This window comes from Plebeiibacterium sediminum, assembly GCF_026013605.1.
Taxonomy (GTDB): Bacteria; Bacteroidota; Bacteroidia; order Bacteroidales; family Marinilabiliaceae; genus Saccharicrinis; species Saccharicrinis sediminus.
Map to the genome: position 1 here is coordinate 22932 of NZ_JAPDPJ010000004.1, position 16758 is coordinate 39689.

The window sequence follows — 16758 nt, forward strand, 5'->3', positions numbered from 1 at the left end:
TTATAAACTTACAGTTTACTTATTGACATTCAGATGTAATGATATTCGTATTTTTATTTTTACTACCTTTGTCATATCTTAATTATTCAAGTTGATAATGTATGAGCATACGTGAGAAGAAAATTATAAACGCAATATTATTTTTTGCTTTAAAGTCTTCTGATAATACGATTAATCGTTTAAAATTGATGAAGTTGTTATGGTTAGCTGACCGTATGCACTTAAATAAGTATGGGCGTCTTGTATTGAAAGATGCTTATAATGCATTGCCTCACGGCCCTGTTCCGTCATTAACAATGGACTTTACCAAGTTTTCTCTTCCGGATATTTTTCGGGTAGCAGGTTATGAAATTACTGCAGAAGGAGAGTTTGATGCTCGTTACTTCTCTAGTTCTGATATCGAAATATTTGAAGAGGTTTGGTCAAGCTTTGGTGAATTAGACCAATTTAGTTTGCGTGATTTGTCTCATAAGTTTCCTGAATGGCTAAGGTATAAGGATGACTTAGAAGACCATAATACTCCAAATAGTTATGGTATTGTTATAGAAGATTTCTTTAATTCTCCATCTGGTGAGAAAAGCTATTCTCACGATGATAGCCGCAGTGAAATTTCTAAAAGTGTTTATCGGGAGCATAATTCTCTTCAAAATTATTTATCTGAATAATGGTTGTTGTCCCTCCTGAATATGTTATAAATTCTACCTTACAAGTAGGTACCATATATAAGTTTGAAGCTCCTGAATTAATATCTACCGACATTCCTCATTATTTTATAATAGTTGGCATTGAGGATGAAGATAACTACCTAGCTTTGTGCACAACTCAGCTTGAGAAAAAGATAAAGCATTTTGAAAACTATAGCCTAGATTTTTCAGGTTTAGTCTACATTAAACCAGATGAACAAAATGGTCTAAGCGATGATACATATGTTAACTGCCATGATTATTACACCATTTCAAAATCTGATTTAATTAATAAATGTTCAACATCAACTTTAAGTTACACTGGAGAAGTTTCTTTAGACCATTATACACAGATAAAAACAGGTATTATTGATAGTCATACTAATGATTTACCTGAATATTTATTGTCTCATCCATCTGATGAAGTAACAACTACCCCCTGATATAAACAGGTAAAGCGGTGTTCGTCAGTCGTTCCGTTTTGTTCCGCAAAACATACCGGCAAGGGTAAACAAGCAGCAATTATTTGTTTGATTTTTAATTGTTATTGCTGCCCTTGCCTGTAACGCTCACTTACCATTTTGCTTGCGCTCCGGTAGGTGCTCACAAAATGCCGTTCACTTGTTTTGCTACACACACACTCTCTTCCTCCTCACTAGCAGCTACTCTATCCCCCAAACCCAATAAGGTGTTCGTTCCTCACGTTTTTTTATTGGGGGCTATCGCTGCATAATGTTAGGCTCGCCTGCGGGTCGCTTCGGGCTGACCGGGCTGTCATGCTTTTTGCAGGTTGGCCTGTGCCTGCAGTCGCTTCATTTCTTTCTCTCGTTCCTCAATCTTTCAATTCAGCCACTTTCAGCACCCCGCACAAGAGTAACTCATTCTCTCCACTCCATTAATCTTCGCGCAATTCCATTCCACAATTTGGCAACAAGCTACCCTCAAAACTAGCTACCGCACATTGATGCCAAAATTATTTCATTCCATTTTTCATCACACCCATTCCGTTTCTTTCAATCGCTACCCTTGTCTTTTCCCTCGCAACAGCAAAAAATCACGCCAGCCCTGCCGTAAACGGTAGCTGTCTGCAACCCTCATTCTTCGGGCTTTTGCATCCACCACCCTTGCTCCACTCGCAGTCGGCTCGCGCGCACAGCTACAAAACTTCATTCCGTTCCTCCATTTCGTTTTTTCGCTTTTCCCGACGCTAGCTCAAGGCTGTTTTACCTTAACACACGCCATTTCTAACACAATAATCGACAAATTTTATTCTGACATCTATTATTAAGCTATTGAATTATGATTACCCAAGTCTTAATTGATTGCTAAAACAAATTTAAAGTCAGGAATTCCACTCCCAAAAGACTACGGCATAAACCGCTGCGCTATTTATTCCGTTTCCTTTTGTGTGTTTCATCCCTTCCGTTTTATTAGTTGTTTACGCATTCAAATAAGCCACCCCTACACTTCGACTGTCAGATTGAATTTGTGACAAAGTATTTCGATGCATTGAAACGCATAAGAATCTGAAACCATACGACTGTACAGTTATTGATATACATTCCCTGAAAAGCTAGGATAATACCGTACCAAGTCCGTGTCAAGTCCAAGCAAAAGAAAGATTGTTTCATTTAAATATTTTAATAATGGGAAAGATTAATCAGGGTATCTTAGGAGGTTTCAGCGGTAAGGTAGGAAACGTTATCGGTGGAAACTGGAAAGGAATTGATTACATGAGAGTAAAACCTGCAAGTGTAGCCAATCCACAAACTGAGGGTCAGGTTGACCAACGAACAAAGTTCTCAACTGTCTTAAAGTTTTTACAACCAATGACCGATTTTGTAAGAGTAGGGTATAAGTTATACGCTACAAAGATGACACAGTTTAATAGTGCCATGTCTTACAACCTTAAAAATGCAATAACGGGAACATATCCAGATTACACTATTGACTATGCTAATGCATTGGTAAGTAGAGGTAATTTAACCGGAGTATTAAATCCAGCAGCAACTTCATCTAGTCCAGGCGAAGTGAGTTTTACTTGGGACAATAACACCGGGAATGGCAATGCACTCGCAACCGATAAAGCACTGTTGGTTGTACACAATGCATCTAAAGGAGTAGCGGCCTATGAAACAGCTGGAGCAGGAAGAAGCAATACTTCCGACAGTATCACTGTCCCTGCAGATTTTTCAGGTGATACAGTTGAGGTTTTTATTGGTTTTATCTCAGAAGACGGGAAAGAGGTTTCAAACAGTGCTTATGTTGGTTCAGTTACTGTTGCTTAAACAAAATCAATTTCGGATTTCTTTTAAAAACCACTTCTTACGAGGTGGTTTTTTTATGCCTTTCTCTTCCTATTATATATGATTTTGTATGTATCTGGTATGTATCAACAAAAAAGCGCCCAGAGTGGAAGCCTCCGAACGCCTTTATTTTCAATGTGGAGAATAGCGGAATCGAACCGCTGACCTTTTGACTGCCAGTCAAACGCTCTAGCCAACTGAGCTAATCCCCCAATTATTTTTTGCGATGCAAATTTAAATTATTTTTTAATATATCGAAGATTTTATTCAGATAATAATTATTTAATTTCTGTTCCATAACATATAGCATTATTTTCCTTTCATAAAATCAATCTAAATGAACGTTAAAATTGAAAAAAAAGTTCAAATACATTCGTTTTTTATAATAAAGTTCTATTTTTATGCACTCAAATTTTATTTAAGCATTATTACAAGTAAATAAATTGATAAGTCATTTTTTAATGGCTAACTTTAGGCATCAAAATTAATTTTATTATGGAAGTAAAAAAGTCGCCAAAGGCAGATCTGGAAAACAAGAAAAGGGTTTTCATGCAGATCGGTTTAGTAGTGGTTTTGGCTCTTGTTTTTGCTGCTTTTGAATGGTCAACTACAGATGTTAGCAGTGATCAGTTTCAAATGGTTGAAGACGTAGAGGCTGAGGAGGAAATTGTTCCTATCACCAGACAGGAAGAAGTGAAACCGCCACCACCACCGCCACCACCACAAGTTACAGATGTGTTGAACATTGTGGATGATGATGTTGAGCTTGAAGAAGAGCTTGATATTGAAGATACTGAGATTGATGAAGATACTGAGGTTGAGTTTGAAGTAGCTTTGGAAGAAGAAGAGACTGATGATGCTCCTGTATTTTTTATCGTAGAAGAAATGCCACAATTCCCAGGTGGGGATACAGAATTGAGAAAATTTATTGCTCAGTCTGTAAAATATCCTGTAATTGCACAGGAAAATGGTATTCAAGGACGTGTTTACGTTCAGTTTGTTGTAAGTACAACTGGTGCTGTTGAGCAAGTAAAAGTTGCACGTGGTGTGGATCCTAACTTAGACAAAGAGGCTATCCGAGTGGTACAATCAATGCCTAAATGGAAACCAGGTAAACAACGTGGTAAAGCTGTAAAGGTATCATATACTGTACCTATCAACTTTGTATTGCAGTAACAAATTTATGTTATCATATTAAGGGGCATCTTTTTAGGTGCCCCTTTTTTTGTATCTTTGTGCGCTTAATTATTATAAATGATAGAACAAATATCAACAAAGAAAGAACTAGAGAAGGTAATATTGGTCGGAATTAAAACGCCAGGTATTACAGAGCCATTACTAAATGAATATTTAGATGAGTTAGCCTTTTTAGCTGAAACAGCCGGGGCTATTCCAGTGGCAAGGTATACTCAAAATTTACCAATGCCAGATAATAAGTATTATGTAGGTAGTGGAAAATTAGATGAAGTTTTAGAAGGGGTTAAGGTTCATGAGGTTCATTCTGTGATATTTGATGATGAACTAAGTCCTTCCCAATTAAGAAACCTCGAGCGCGTATTGAAAGTGCGCATACTCGACAGAACTAATTTAATATTAGATATTTTTGCTAAAAATGCAAAAACAGCAGCTGCAAAAACGCAGGTAGAGTTAGCTCAATATCAGTATTTATTACCAAGGTTGACAAGGATGTGGACACACCTTGAACGTCAGCGAGGAGGAATTGGTATGCGTGGTCCCGGGGAGAAAGAAATTGAAACAGACAGAAGGATCATCAGAGATAAAATAACCAAGTTAAAGCAAGATCTCGAAAAGATTGATAAACAAAAAACAACTCAAAGAAAGAATCGAGGGAAGATGGTGCGCGTGGCACTTGTCGGTTATACCAACGTGGGTAAATCTACTTTGATGAATACTTTGAGTAAATCCAGTGTGTTAGCGGAAAATAAGTTGTTTGCAACTCTGGATACAACAGTTCGTAAGGTTGTCATTAGTAATCTTCCATTTTTAGTTGCTGATACAGTGGGATTTATAAGGAAATTACCTCACCATCTTGTAGATTCTTTTAAGTCAACATTAGATGAGGTTCGTGAAGCAGATATCTTAGTTCATGTTGTAGATATTTCACATTCAGGCTTTGAACAACAAATAGAAATTGTGAATCAAACTTTACAAGAGATTGACAATACGGAGAAAAAGATGGTAATGGTATTTAATAAGATTGATGCTTTTCATTATATACCTAAAGATGCCGATGATCTTACTCCAATTCTGCAAGAAAACTATTCGCTGGAAGACCTGAAGAAAACCTGGATGGCCAAAGACTTAGATACTGTATTTATATCAGCTAAAAATAAAGATAATCTGAACGATTTTAAGGAGTTGATATATAATGAAGTCAGAAAGATACATACGGCACGTTTTCCATATAATGATTTTCTGTACCCAAATATTTCTTTTGAGGATAATGATGATATTGAATAAAAAAAAAGGCTACCATTGGTAGCCTTTTTTTGTAATATGACTTTTAACTAATAATTCCTGTTTATTAAACAAGCTTTTGTTCAATCATGTATTCTGCAATTTGAACAGCATTTAATGCAGCACCTTTTTTAATTTGATCACTAACACACCAAAAGGTAATTCCGTTAGGATTTGATAAGTCTTTACGAATTCTACCAACGAAAACATCATCTTCACCAGCAAGATTAAATGGCATTGGGTATTGTTTCTCGGTAGGAGTATCAATTACTGTAATGCCTTTTGTTTTTTCACACTCTGCCCTGTATTCCTCCGGAGATACTGGTCTTTCAGTTTCTGCCCATACAGATTCTGAGTGAGCTCTCATAACAGGAACTCTAACAGTTGTTGCACTTACTTCAATATCGGAATGCATAATTTTTTTAGTTTCATTATACATTTTCATTTCCTCTTTGGTGTAACCATTGTCGGTAAACACATCAATATGAGGAATAACATTGAAAAGTAATTGATGCGCAAATTTCTCAACAGTTAAATCTTTGTTAGCTGCAAACTCTTTTACTTGCTGCTCTAATTCTGCCATACCCATTGCTCCGGCACCACTAGCCGATTGATAAGTAGAAACATGAACTCTTTTAATATGAGAAATATTTTCTAATGCTTTTAGTGCCACAACCATTTGAATTGTTGTACAATTTGGATTGGCAATAATATTTCGTGGTATATTTTTACAATCTTCAGCATTAACTTCAGGTACAACTAAAGGCACATCATCATCCATTCTGAAAGCACTTGAATTGTCGATCATAATGGCACCATGTTTAGTGATCGTTTCAGCAAAATCTTTTGATGTTCCTCCTCCTGCAGAAGTTAAAGCGATATCAATATCTTTGAAATCATCATTGTGGCAAAGTTCTTTAACTACTAACTCTTTTCCCTTGAAGGTGTATTTATTACCAGCACTTCTGGCTGAACCAAATAAAACCAATTCATCCAACGGAAAATTACGCTCTTCCAGAACTTTTAAAAACTCTTGTCCTACAGCGCCACTAGCACCAACAATTGCTACTTTCATACGTTTTTGTTTTCTTTTTGTGTTGTTTTTTACCAGCTACTTCAATCTAATTGTCTGTATTTTATGATATTAATAGCTAATTAAACAATAAAAATTAAAATATTATTATAAATTTAATGTGTAATAAGACAATGTTTTAAACCGTCTTAAGTTGGTGATGATGATAATTATCATACAAAAATATAGTTTTTACAATTAACCAAACGCAATGATCCGATATTTTTTCTTCATTTTATTATTTCCGATCTCTTTATGTGCTCAAATTTCTGAAAACTGGAATCGGAGTTCGTTTTCTTCATCTCCCGAGTGGACAGGAAATACTGAACAGTTTTTGATTAATCAGGGTGCTGGAAGTCTGGATTTAAATGCTCAAGAAGAAAGTTCCTTTGCTTATTTGTTTACACCTTCAGGAGCCATTAATAATGCCGAGTGGACCTTTTCAGTTAAAATGGACTTTAATCCTTCCTCTTCTAATTATTGTATTGTTTATTTAGTAGGTAATTGTGATGAATGGAGTGATGAATTGGAGGGCTATTATGTTAAAATTGGAGATACTTCTGATGACGTTTCCTTGTGGAAAAGTAGTGGAGGAAGCTATACGAAAATTATTGATGGTAGAGATAGTGTATTAGATCTTTCAGCATGTAATGTTGCTGTAAAAGTAAAACGGGATAAAGCGGGGAATTGGGAGCTGTACTCTAAACTTGATGATAATGAATATGTTTTGGAAGGAGAAGTGTTTGATGATGGAATAAAACAAAGTAATTATTTTGGATTGTACTGTCATTATACCAAAACACGAGTTGATAAATTCCACTTTGGATATATTGAAGTTTCCGGTGAAGAATATACGGATTATGAACCTCCAAAGATATTACAACATCAGCTCATTAATGGTGAGGAGCTGGTTCTGACTTTTAGTGAACCAATACTCAATGAAACAGTAATAGCTGAGAATATAAAGTTTGAGGATGAAAATGTTGATATCTCAGAAATAAGGACGAGCCAGAGTAATATTGAGATAGACTTTAATGGTAAAGTTCCAAATAAAGCCAATGGTGCAATTTATTTATCTGGATTTACAGATTTATATGGAAATGTAATCCGCGATACAACAATTTACTACACTTACTTTAAACCCGAAAGATATGATGTGATCATTACTGAAATAATGGTTGATCCAAGTCCGGCGGTAGAATTACCAGAATGTGAATATATAGAGGTATATAATAATACGAAACATATTATCAATTTGAATCAATACCGGGTACTAATTAATGGTAAAGAAAGTATTATACCTCAGCATCAATTGGAATCCGGACAATTTGCAGTTCTTATGTCTTCAACCTACCAAGGAATTTATGATGGTGTTAATAATGTTTTTGTTCCGGATATGGGCACTTTAACAAATCAGGAAGGTGAAATTGTATTGGTGAATGAAGAGAATGTTGTATCTGATGCAATTCAGTATCCTTTTAAAAATATCGCTCAGAATTTTAAAATGGATGGTGGCTGGTCTTTAGAGAAAATTGATGTGGATAATCAGGATTTAAGCTCGTATAACTGGGATTATTCTCTAAACTTAAAAGGAGGAACGCCCGGAGCTGAGAATTCAAACCATACAATTAATATTGATGTTAGTCAACCTGAAATACAATATCTATCCTTTATAGATGATCAAAATTTTAAGTTACATTTTAATGAGGCATTGGATGTACAAACAATAAAAAGTTCATCTTTTACTATAGCATCATATGCTTTTGAAAACGTGACTATAGATACCACATTTCAACATGAAGTTAATGTAACTCTGGATAAAGCACTCAACATACAAAAAGAATATAGTTTGGAAGTATCAGATGAAATTAAAGATTATGCTGGTAATGCCATCAGTAATTTTTATGATTGGAGGGTTGGAGTGCCAGAACAAATTGATTCTTTTAATTTGTGTATTAATGAAGTGTTGTTTAATCCTTATAGTGAAGGAGTAGATTTTGTGGAGATTTATAACCGTTCGGATAAAATTATCAATTTGGATGATATCTACTTGTCGAGTATTGAGGATGGCCGGCCAGAAAAGTTATATGCTTTAAGTTCCAATAATCAGTTAATCTTCCCGGGTGATTTTTGGGTTGTTTGTAAGGATAAGTCTAAGATTATAAGCTATTATAATAATGCTATAAAAGAACTGATTATTGAGTGTGATATACCCGGTTTGAGTGATGATAAAGGGAATATTGCTATTGTAAATAAAAATGGAAGCTTGATTGATTACTTTGAGTATTCGGAAGATATGCACTATGAATTATTAAGCAATCAGGAAGGTGTTTCTTTGGAACGATTGAATTTTGATGCGCCAACAAATAATAGTAATAACTGGCATTCCGCATCTACTACCGCTTTTTATGCCACACCCACACAAACTAATTCTCAGTACTCAAGTTCTGAGGTGTCCGAAAAATCAAATTGGATTTGGGTAGAAGAAGAGTCTTTTAGTCCGGATTCTGATGGATATAAAGATTATCTTAGAATTGATTATAAAACTCCGGATGTTGGTTATTCAGGTACCGTTAAGGTTTATAATAAAAATGGTATTCCGGTAAAAACTTTGGTTAATAATGAATTGTTGAGTAGCGAGGGATTTATTCAATGGGATGGAGTTCTTTCAAATCATATAAAAGCACCAATGGGAATCTATATCATTTTTGCAGAAATATTTTCTCCCAAAGGGGATGTTTTGCAAGAGAAGTTGGTTTGTGTTGTTACTGGCACGTCAAAAAAGTAATTTATCAGAATAAAAAAAAGCTGTGCATTTGTTGCACAGCTTTGTATCTGATTTTTTTGGGTATTTATTTTAAAATGCCTCTATGTTTTAGCATTGGAGCAATATTGGGTTTACGACCTGTGAAATTTTGATACATTTGATCAAAGTCTTCAGTGTTACCTCTGGATAAAATCATTTCTCTAAAACGATCACCATTTGCTCGTGTTAATCCGCCATTTTCGTTAAACCATTCAAAAGCATCGTTGTCCAGCATCTCAGCCCATAAATAAGCATAATATCCAGCTGCATAACCATTACCCCAAATATGAAGAAAATAAGGTGAGCGATAGCGAGGAGGTATTTCTGCAATATTTAAATTCGTATTATTTAAAGCCTGAGTTTCAAACTGAGGAGCATCTTCAATTTTAGTATCTGCCGAAATGGTGTGCCATTGTAAATCCAGTTCTGCAGCAGCTAGTAATTCAGTCAACATATACCCCTGATTGAAAGTTGAAGCATTTTTAATCTTTGTAATCAGGCTTTCAGGCATTGGTTCACCTGTTTTATAGTGAATTGCATAATTTTTAAACACTTCAGGATATAGTGCCCAGTGCTCATTAAACTGCGATGGTAATTCAACAAAGTCTCTTGAAACATTAGTTCCAGAAAGTGTTACATACTTTTGGTTTGCAAAAAATCCATGTAATGCATGTCCAAATTCGTGGAATAATGTTGTAACATCATCATAGCTGATTAATGCAGGTTCACCTGCTGCCGGCTTTGTATAATTACATACATTATAAATAACAGGCTTAGTACCTAAAAGAGTAGATTGTTCAACAAGGTTGCTCATCCAGGCACCACCTGATTTATTGTCGCGTTTAAAATAATCGCAGTAGAACAAACCTATTGTTGATCCATCCTGATTAAATAACTCATATACTTTAACATCATCGCTGTAAACAGGAACGTCTGTACGAGGTTTAAAAGAAATACCATATAATTTTTCAGCAGCATAAAAAACACCTTTTTCTACAACTGTAAATAGTTCAAAATAGGGTTTAATTTCATCTTCATTTAAATCGTATTTTTCTTTACGTAGTTTTTCAGCGTAATAGTTCCAGTCCCAGGGTGCTAATTTAAAACCACCTTTTTCACGATCAATTAATTTTTGTAATTCCTTAGCTTCAGTTTTCCCATTTTTAATTGATGCATCAACTAATTGGTCTAAGAAATCCAATGCAGCTTTAGGCGTTTTAGCCATTTGATCTTTTAAAGTCCATTCAGCATAATTATCACAACCTAAAATATTTGCTTTTTTAGCTCTTAGTTGAGCAATTTTTACAATGATTGAACGGGTATCATTTTCATCACCTTTTTCAGCTCTATACCAAGAAAGTTTGAATAATTTTTCTCTCGTATCTCTGTTTTTAAGATAAGTAAGATAAGGTTGCTGAGTTGTATTTTGAAGAGGAAGTTGATATTTTCCTTCAAGATTATTTTTTGTAGCATTGTTTTGTGCTGCTTTGATTTCACCTTCAGATAATCCGTCAAGTTCCTCGGCGCTGTCAACAACAAGAGCTGCATTTTTTGCTGCACTAATTAATTGGTTTGCAAATTTTGTAGATAGCTGAGCAATTTCACCATTTATGGCTTTTAGTTGCTCTTTATCCTCTTGAGATAAATTTGCACCAGATAAAATAAAGCGTTGATAATATTCTTCAACAAGTTTTTTTGATTCAGCATCTAAATCTAACTGCTCTAATTGATTATAGATCGTTTCAACTTTTTTAAATAAAGTATCATTTAAAAATAACGCATCTGCTAAACCTGATAATTTTGGAGCTAATTCTTCTTCAGCCTGTTGAATGGTGTCATTTGTATAAGCTCCACTTAACATGCCAAAAACACCACTTACACGAGCCAATGTTCTTCCCGATTTTTCAATAGGTATAAATACATTATCGAATGTTGGGGCAGAAGGATTTTCGGCTACATCTTTTAGTTCAGCAAGTTTCTCATTGATTCCATATTCCATTGCCGGAAGAAAATCACTGCTGTTGATTTTTGAAAAGTCTGGTACACCATAAGGAAGGTTGCTTTCCTTTAGAAGATAATTGTTTTCCAATTCGCTGTCTTTTTGATTTGATGATTGACAACTTGTAAATGCCACGACCAGCAAAAACAAGTAAAGATGGGTTAATTTTAATCGTTTCATTTTTGTATTGATATGTTATTGAGTAATGAATTCTTATCTTATTGAGGGAAGCTGCAAGTTATAAATTCCTTAAATATAAGCTCTTTAAAAAATGTGAAAAAACATATTAGACTATAATAAAATGATGGGGCTAAAATGCAATTGGCACAGTTTACAAGTGTGTTTTGCGAAAATTTAAGGGGTATAAGGGGATGTGGTTTTATTTAGGAAGTAGGGTAGAGTTAAATGTAAAGGATTCCTATAAAAGGAATCCCTTTTAAATATGATATTATAAAGAAGCTACCAACTCCTTAATAACGAAAGTCATTGTAGGTTCAGCTTTTGCTGCAATTTCCTGAACTTCTTCGTGTGATATTTCTACAATCTCACCAGGAACTCCCGAGTCAGTAACAATAGAAACACCAAAGCAAGTCATGCCCATATGTCGCGCTACGATTACTTCTGGTACTGTAGACATTCCAACTACATCGGCTCCTAATATGCGAAACATCTTATATTCAGCCGGAGTTTCAAACGTAGGACCGGATGTACCAACATATATTCCTCTTTTTAGAGTAATGTTGTTTTTATTGGCAATTTCAAATGCCTTTTTTACTAACTCTTTTGAATAAGGTTCACTCATATCCGGAAAGCGAGGCCCTAATTCATTAAAGTTTTTACCCATTAATGGGTTGGTGCCAAACATATTGATATGGTCATCAATAATCATGACATCTCCAACAGCAAAATCAGGATTTAAACCACCACTGGCATTGCTCACAAGCAGCGTTTCTATTCCCATCATTTTCATCACTCTTACAGGAAATGTAACTTCCTGCATATTGTATCCTTCATAATAGTGGAAACGCCCCTGCATAGCCACAACTTCTTTTCCACCAAGAATACCGAATATCAATCTTCCGTGATGACCCTCAACTGTAGAAACAGGAAAGTTAGGAATCACATTATAGTCTAAAGTGAATTTTATATCAATCTCCTCTACCAAACCGCCTAATCCAGTTCCCAGAATAATACCAATTTTGGCTTTTGTATTTGATTTCTTAACAATGAAATCAGCGGTTTCATTTATTTTGCTTAACATATTTAACAATTTTGTCTAAAAACTCTTCTTGTTGATTGTTTAGTAATTTAATTTCAATGGGGATATACCATATAAATTCAGAAATTGAATCTGTGACCTTTAAAATTTCTCTAAGTCTAACAGCATCTTTTTCTGTTGTTAAAATGATTTTTTGTTTCCCATTTAGGTTATTAAATCGCTTTTCAATTTTTTGTAAATCAACTTCTTTAAATTGATAATGGTCGGCAAACTGAATTAAATCAACATTATTTGAAAAAGCGTTTACATATTGGAGTAGCGGTTTTGGGTTTGCAATACCTGTTACTAATAGTATGTTTTGTTCTTTCAAATCTAAATCAGTGAGCACTTTGTTTTTGCAAAATAACGAAATACAATTCTGATATCCAATAGTTGAGAAATAAACCGACTGGTCGGTGTCAATATTTAACCTTTTAATAATATTGCATTGTTCGGCTATACTAAGCTTTTCGGGACATTTATTTACTAAAATAATATTGGCTCTTTTTTTGCCTGATATGGGTTCTCGTAATTCTCCTGCAGGTAGCATCAGGTCTTTCCATAGTGGTCTGTTGTAATCAGTAACAAGTATACTTAGTCCTGGTTTTACATATCTGTGTTGGTATGCATCATCCAAAATAATAACTTCTGGTTTATTATTGAGCTCCAACATTGCATCTATTCCTTCAACTCTTTTTTCGGCCACAGTAACTAATAATTGTGGGAATTTTGATTTGATCTGAAATGGTTCATCTCCAATATCCAAAGCTGTACTTTTATCATCAGAAATAATTACACCGGTTGTTTTTCGCTTATAACCTCGACTTAATAAAGCCAGTTTGTAGTTTTCAATTAGAGATTTAATCAGGAATTCGGTTAATGGTGTTTTTCCTGTTCCGCCAACAGTGATATTCCCTACAGAGATTAAGGGAAGTGGGTATTTTTTTGAAGGGAGTTTACCTATATCAAAAAGAAAATTTCGAATACGGATGATGATACCGTATAAAACAGATATTGGGAAAAGAGTAAGTCGTATGTATTTCAGTATTTTCATAAACGGAAAAAAAGGCTACTCTTTTTTGAGTAGCCTTTGGTATACAAAAGTAATAAAACTTAGTTTATTTCAATATTGTAAGGCATACGTGCCTGTATAGGTTCTATTTCCTTAATTTTATTCAGGAACTCAACTTCTTTTAGGTTAATACCTAAAAATACTTTTGCAGCATATGCTTTAGCTTCAGTAGACATGTCTTTAAGAACTTGTTCTAATGGAGAAAGTTCAATTTCTGGCATTTCTTTTATTCGGTATGTATCAAGACCAGCTTTTTCTTTGGCAATTTCAATAGCAGTATTTAAACCTCCCATCACATCGACTAAGTTAATGTTCGTTGCATTTTCGCCACTCCACACTCGTCCTTGACCAATCTCATCAATTTTATCAGTAGTTGTATTTCTACCATCAGCACATCTGCCAATAAATACTTCATAAAATTTATTTACATAGTTCTGAAAAATATCTTTTTCATCCGATGTAAATGGACGTGTAATACTTGGTACATCAGAGAATTTGTTGGTTTTTACACCATCAAAAGTAATTCCTAATGTCTTGTTCATTAATTTTTGTGTGTTAGGAATCATACCAAAAACACCAATTGAACCAGTAATAGTTGTAGGAGTAGCTACAATTGTATCCGCAGCACATGCAATATAGTATCCACCAGATGCAGCGACATCTCCCATTGAAACAATAACAGGTTTTGTTTCCTGACAAAGTTTTACTTCGCGCCAAATAATATCCGATCCACTACCAGAACCTCCAGGTGAATTGATTCGCAATACAACAGCTTTAATAGAGCTATCTTTTCTGGCTTTACGAATAGTTTTGCTCAACTCATCAGACTTAATACCTTCATCACTGGTTCCATCAATTTCTCCTTCAGCATAAATAACTGCAATCTTATTTTTAATTAATCCCTTAGTCTCTTTAGGAAGATACACATAATCGTAATCAGATAAACTAACTTGTTCAATGTCATCAGATTCTTTTGTATTCGTTATTTCTTTTAGTTCTGAAATTACTTCATCCTTGTACATTAAGCCGTTTAAAAGACCAGCATCAACAAATAATTGGTTGTTCAGAAACATTGTTCCATTATCAGCAATCTCATTTATTTTATCAGAACTAATGTTTCTCGTTTCAGCAATATCATTAACTACATTGTTCCAAATAGAAGACGTGTATGCTATGGTTTGCTCTTTAGCAGGTTCACTCATTTTATCTAAAATATAAGGTTCAACTGCAGACTTAAATTTACCGTGTTTAAAAATTTGAACTTCAACACCTAATTTTTCAAGAGCTCCCTTATAAAAAGTACGTTGTGAACTTAATCCTTTTAGTTCAAGCATTCCTTGTGGTGGCAGGTATATGTTATTAGCTACAGAAGCCAGATAATACCCTTTTTGAGAATAGTCTGGAGAAAAGGCTGTGATAAACTTTCCTGATTCTTTAAATTTAATTAGTGCATTTCTGATTTCACTTAGTGTAGCATAGCCTGTTGCCGGAGTTCCGCATTCTAAAAATATTCCATTGATATTTTCATCTTGTGATGCTTTTTCAATGTTTTTTAAAATCTGATTTAAACCTAAGGCAGAATTTTTAAAAGGAGAGTCACCAACTAGTTCTGTTAATGGATTAAAAACAGTGCGATCCTTAATTACTTTGTTTAAATTGATTGTAAGTAGTGTGTTATGTTTTATTTTCACTTGCTTTTCACTACTTGAAGTGATTCCTGCAATTACCATGAAGAAAATCAGAATGATAAAAAGAGCAGTAAAAATAGAACCTAATACTGTAAATAGTAACGATCTGAAAAATTTTGCCATAAAATGTAAGGTTAAAATATGAGTTCGAATTACTAACAAATGTATTAAAAGTTTTAAATTGGCAGCCAACTTTTTATAAAAAAGGAGTTTTGGATAGGTATTACTAAGATATGATGTAGTTATATGAGCAAAGTGTTGTTGTTAATAGGAGGGAATGAAGGTGACAGGATGGATAATATTAAAATGTCAAAGGATTTAATTGAAGAAAGAATTGGTAGGATAACAAATGAATCCGGTATTTACGAAAGTGAACCCTGGGGATTTGAGCATGCTCAGAACTTTTTGAACCAGGTGTTGGAAGTTAAATGCACTATGGATGCGATGGATATATTAGAAATCTCTCAATCTATTGAAAAAGAATTAGGTCGTAAAGCAAAAACTACTAAGGGTTATGAAGGAAGAACCATGGATATTGATATCCTGTTTTATGAAGATTTAGTAAAAAAATCTGCCCGTTTAACTATTCCGCACCCACAATTACATAAAAGAAAATTTACTTTACTGCCACTTGTTGAGAAATGGGAAAATCTCCTTCATCCAACACTCCATAAAACCATGAAAGAATTATTGATTGAGTGCGAAGATGAAGGATGGGTCAAGAAGTTTAAGTAAATTATAATTTTGTTCCAAAGGCCAAATCACCAGCATCACCTAGTCCTGGAACAATGTATTTTTTATCATTAAGTGTTTTATCCACAGCTCCAATCCAAAGTGTAATATTTTCAGCAGCCATATTTTCTTTAATGTATTCCAAACCTTCTTCACTTCCAATTATTGAAGCAATATGAATGTGCTTTGGTTTTCCTTTGGTTAAAATGGCTTTGTAGGCCAATTCCATAGAGGCACCACTTGCTAACATTGGGTCAGTAAGAATAACCGTTTTTCCTTCAAGTGATGGAGATGAAATGTATTCAATATGAATATCAAATTCACCTTTTTCATTATATTTTCTGTAGGCAGATACAAAGCAGTTCTCAGCGCTATCGAAATAGTTTAATACCCCTTGGTGCAAAGGAAGACCGGCTCTTAAAATTGTTGCAATAACAACATTCTCCTCGTATACAAATTCGTGAGAAGTACCAAGAGGAGTAGTTACATCGATGCTTGTATAACTTAATTCTTTACTGATCTCATAGGCTAAAATTTCGCCCATGCGTTCAATGTTTCTTCTAAAACGTAAAGGATCTTGCTGAATTTCTTTATCCCTGATCTCTGCAATAAACTGATTGAAAAGTGAATTTTTCTTGTTGAAAATATGGATATCCATTTTAAT

General features: G+C 34.4%; 13 protein-coding genes and 1 tRNA gene. 7 read left to right on the forward strand and 7 right to left on the reverse strand.

Features of this window, described 5'->3' with window-relative positions; translation table 11 throughout:
- The first annotated feature begins 101 nt into the window (after positions 1-101).
- From OM075_RS03435 to OM075_RS03445, 3 genes are all read left to right on the forward strand, one after another.
- Positions 102-665, forward strand: coding sequence for a Panacea domain-containing protein (locus OM075_RS03435; RefSeq protein ID WP_301189073.1), 564 nt, complete (start codon positions 102-104; stop codon positions 663-665).
- Positions 665-1126: a hypothetical protein gene (locus OM075_RS03440; RefSeq protein WP_301189074.1), complete on the forward strand. Its 462-nt coding sequence runs from the start codon at positions 665-667 to the stop codon at positions 1124-1126. The genes OM075_RS03435 and OM075_RS03440 overlap by 1 nt, the downstream gene beginning before the upstream one ends.
- 1203 nt (positions 1127-2329) lie before the next feature.
- A complete protein-coding gene (locus tag OM075_RS03445) occupies positions 2330-2971 on the forward strand; it encodes a DUF6266 family protein (RefSeq protein ID WP_301189075.1) in 642 nt (213 codons plus the stop codon).
- A 156-nt stretch (positions 2972-3127) separates the two neighbouring features.
- On the opposite strand, the gene OM075_RS03450 is transcribed toward OM075_RS03445, so the two are convergent.
- Positions 3128-3201, reverse strand: a tRNA-Ala gene (locus tag OM075_RS03450).
- A 283-nt stretch (positions 3202-3484) separates the two neighbouring features.
- Here OM075_RS03450 and OM075_RS03455 point away from each other — a divergent pair.
- Entirely contained in the window at positions 3485-4165 is a 681-nt protein-coding gene (locus OM075_RS03455) for an energy transducer TonB (RefSeq protein ID WP_301189076.1), read from the forward strand.
- Positions 4166-4243: 78 nt separating this feature from the next.
- Positions 4244-5470 carry a GTPase HflX gene (gene hflX, locus OM075_RS03460; protein ID WP_301189077.1) on the forward strand — a complete coding sequence of 409 codons (1227 nt, stop codon included), beginning with the start codon at positions 4244-4246 and terminating at the stop codon, positions 5468-5470.
- 64 nt (positions 5471-5534) lie between these two features.
- Here hflX and OM075_RS03465 read toward each other — a convergent pair whose 3' ends face one another.
- Positions 5535-6542, reverse strand: a complete 1008-nt coding sequence (locus tag OM075_RS03465; protein WP_301189078.1) for an aspartate-semialdehyde dehydrogenase — start codon at positions 6540-6542, stop codon at positions 5535-5537.
- Positions 6543-6750: 208 nt separating this feature from the next.
- Here OM075_RS03465 and OM075_RS03470 point away from each other — a divergent pair, with 208 nt between their 5' ends.
- Entirely contained in the window at positions 6751-9327 is a 2577-nt protein-coding gene (locus OM075_RS03470; protein ID WP_301189079.1) for an Ig-like domain-containing protein, read from the forward strand.
- A gap of 64 nt (positions 9328-9391) precedes the next feature.
- On the opposite strand, the gene OM075_RS03475 is transcribed toward OM075_RS03470, so the two are convergent.
- The 4 genes from OM075_RS03475 to sppA form a co-directional block, all read right to left on the reverse strand.
- Positions 9392-11524, reverse strand: a complete 2133-nt coding sequence (locus OM075_RS03475; RefSeq protein ID WP_301189080.1) for a M3 family metallopeptidase — start codon at positions 11522-11524, stop codon at positions 9392-9394.
- Between the two features lie 268 nt (positions 11525-11792).
- Positions 11793-12605, reverse strand: coding sequence for a purine-nucleoside phosphorylase (locus OM075_RS03480; RefSeq protein WP_301189081.1), 813 nt, complete (start codon positions 12603-12605; stop codon positions 11793-11795).
- Entirely contained in the window at positions 12586-13656 is a 1071-nt protein-coding gene (lpxK, locus tag OM075_RS03485; RefSeq protein WP_301189082.1) for a tetraacyldisaccharide 4'-kinase, read from the reverse strand. The genes OM075_RS03480 and lpxK overlap by 20 nt, the downstream gene beginning before the upstream one ends.
- Positions 13657-13715: 59 nt before the next feature.
- Complete coding sequence (gene sppA, locus OM075_RS03490) at positions 13716-15485, reverse strand: signal peptide peptidase SppA (protein WP_301189083.1); 1770 nt, start codon at positions 15483-15485, stop codon at positions 13716-13718.
- 123 nt (positions 15486-15608) lie between these two features.
- Between sppA and folK the strand changes: the two genes are divergently transcribed.
- Positions 15609-16097 carry a 2-amino-4-hydroxy-6-hydroxymethyldihydropteridine diphosphokinase gene (gene folK, locus OM075_RS03495; protein WP_301189084.1) on the forward strand — a complete coding sequence of 163 codons (489 nt, stop codon included), beginning with the start codon at positions 15609-15611 and terminating at the stop codon, positions 16095-16097.
- A gap of 1 nt (position 16098) precedes the next feature.
- Here the strand turns inward: folK and upp are convergent, their stop codons facing one another.
- Entirely contained in the window at positions 16099-16752 is a 654-nt protein-coding gene (gene upp / locus OM075_RS03500) for a uracil phosphoribosyltransferase (RefSeq protein ID WP_301189085.1), read from the reverse strand.
- Positions 16753-16758 lie beyond the last annotated feature (6 nt).

Coding starts and splice junctions, on each gene's coding strand:
- OM075_RS03435 (WP_301189073.1), top strand. CDS start 102: ATGAGCATACGTGAGAAGAAAATTATAAACGCAATATTATTTTTTGCT.
- OM075_RS03440 (WP_301189074.1), top strand. CDS start 665: ATGGTTGTTGTCCCTCCTGAATATGTTATAAATTCTACCTTACAAGTA.
- OM075_RS03445 (WP_301189075.1), top strand. CDS start 2,330: ATGGGAAAGATTAATCAGGGTATCTTAGGAGGTTTCAGCGGTAAGGTA.
- OM075_RS03455 (WP_301189076.1), top strand. CDS start 3,485: ATGGAAGTAAAAAAGTCGCCAAAGGCAGATCTGGAAAACAAGAAAAGG.
- hflX (WP_301189077.1), top strand. CDS start 4,244: ATGATAGAACAAATATCAACAAAGAAAGAACTAGAGAAGGTAATATTG.
- OM075_RS03465 (WP_301189078.1), bottom strand. CDS start 6,542: ATGAAAGTAGCAATTGTTGGTGCTAGTGGCGCTGTAGGACAAGAGTTT.
- OM075_RS03470 (WP_301189079.1), top strand. CDS start 6,751: ATGATCCGATATTTTTTCTTCATTTTATTATTTCCGATCTCTTTATGT.
- OM075_RS03475 (WP_301189080.1), bottom strand. CDS start 11,524: ATGAAACGATTAAAATTAACCCATCTTTACTTGTTTTTGCTGGTCGTG.
- OM075_RS03480 (WP_301189081.1), bottom strand. CDS start 12,605: ATGTTAAGCAAAATAAATGAAACCGCTGATTTCATTGTTAAGAAATCA.
- lpxK (WP_301189082.1), bottom strand. CDS start 13,656: ATGAAAATACTGAAATACATACGACTTACTCTTTTCCCAATATCTGTT.
- sppA (WP_301189083.1), bottom strand. CDS start 15,485: ATGGCAAAATTTTTCAGATCGTTACTATTTACAGTATTAGGTTCTATT.
- folK (WP_301189084.1), top strand. CDS start 15,609: ATGAGCAAAGTGTTGTTGTTAATAGGAGGGAATGAAGGTGACAGGATG.
- upp (WP_301189085.1), bottom strand. CDS start 16,752: ATGGATATCCATATTTTCAACAAGAAAAATTCACTTTTCAATCAGTTT.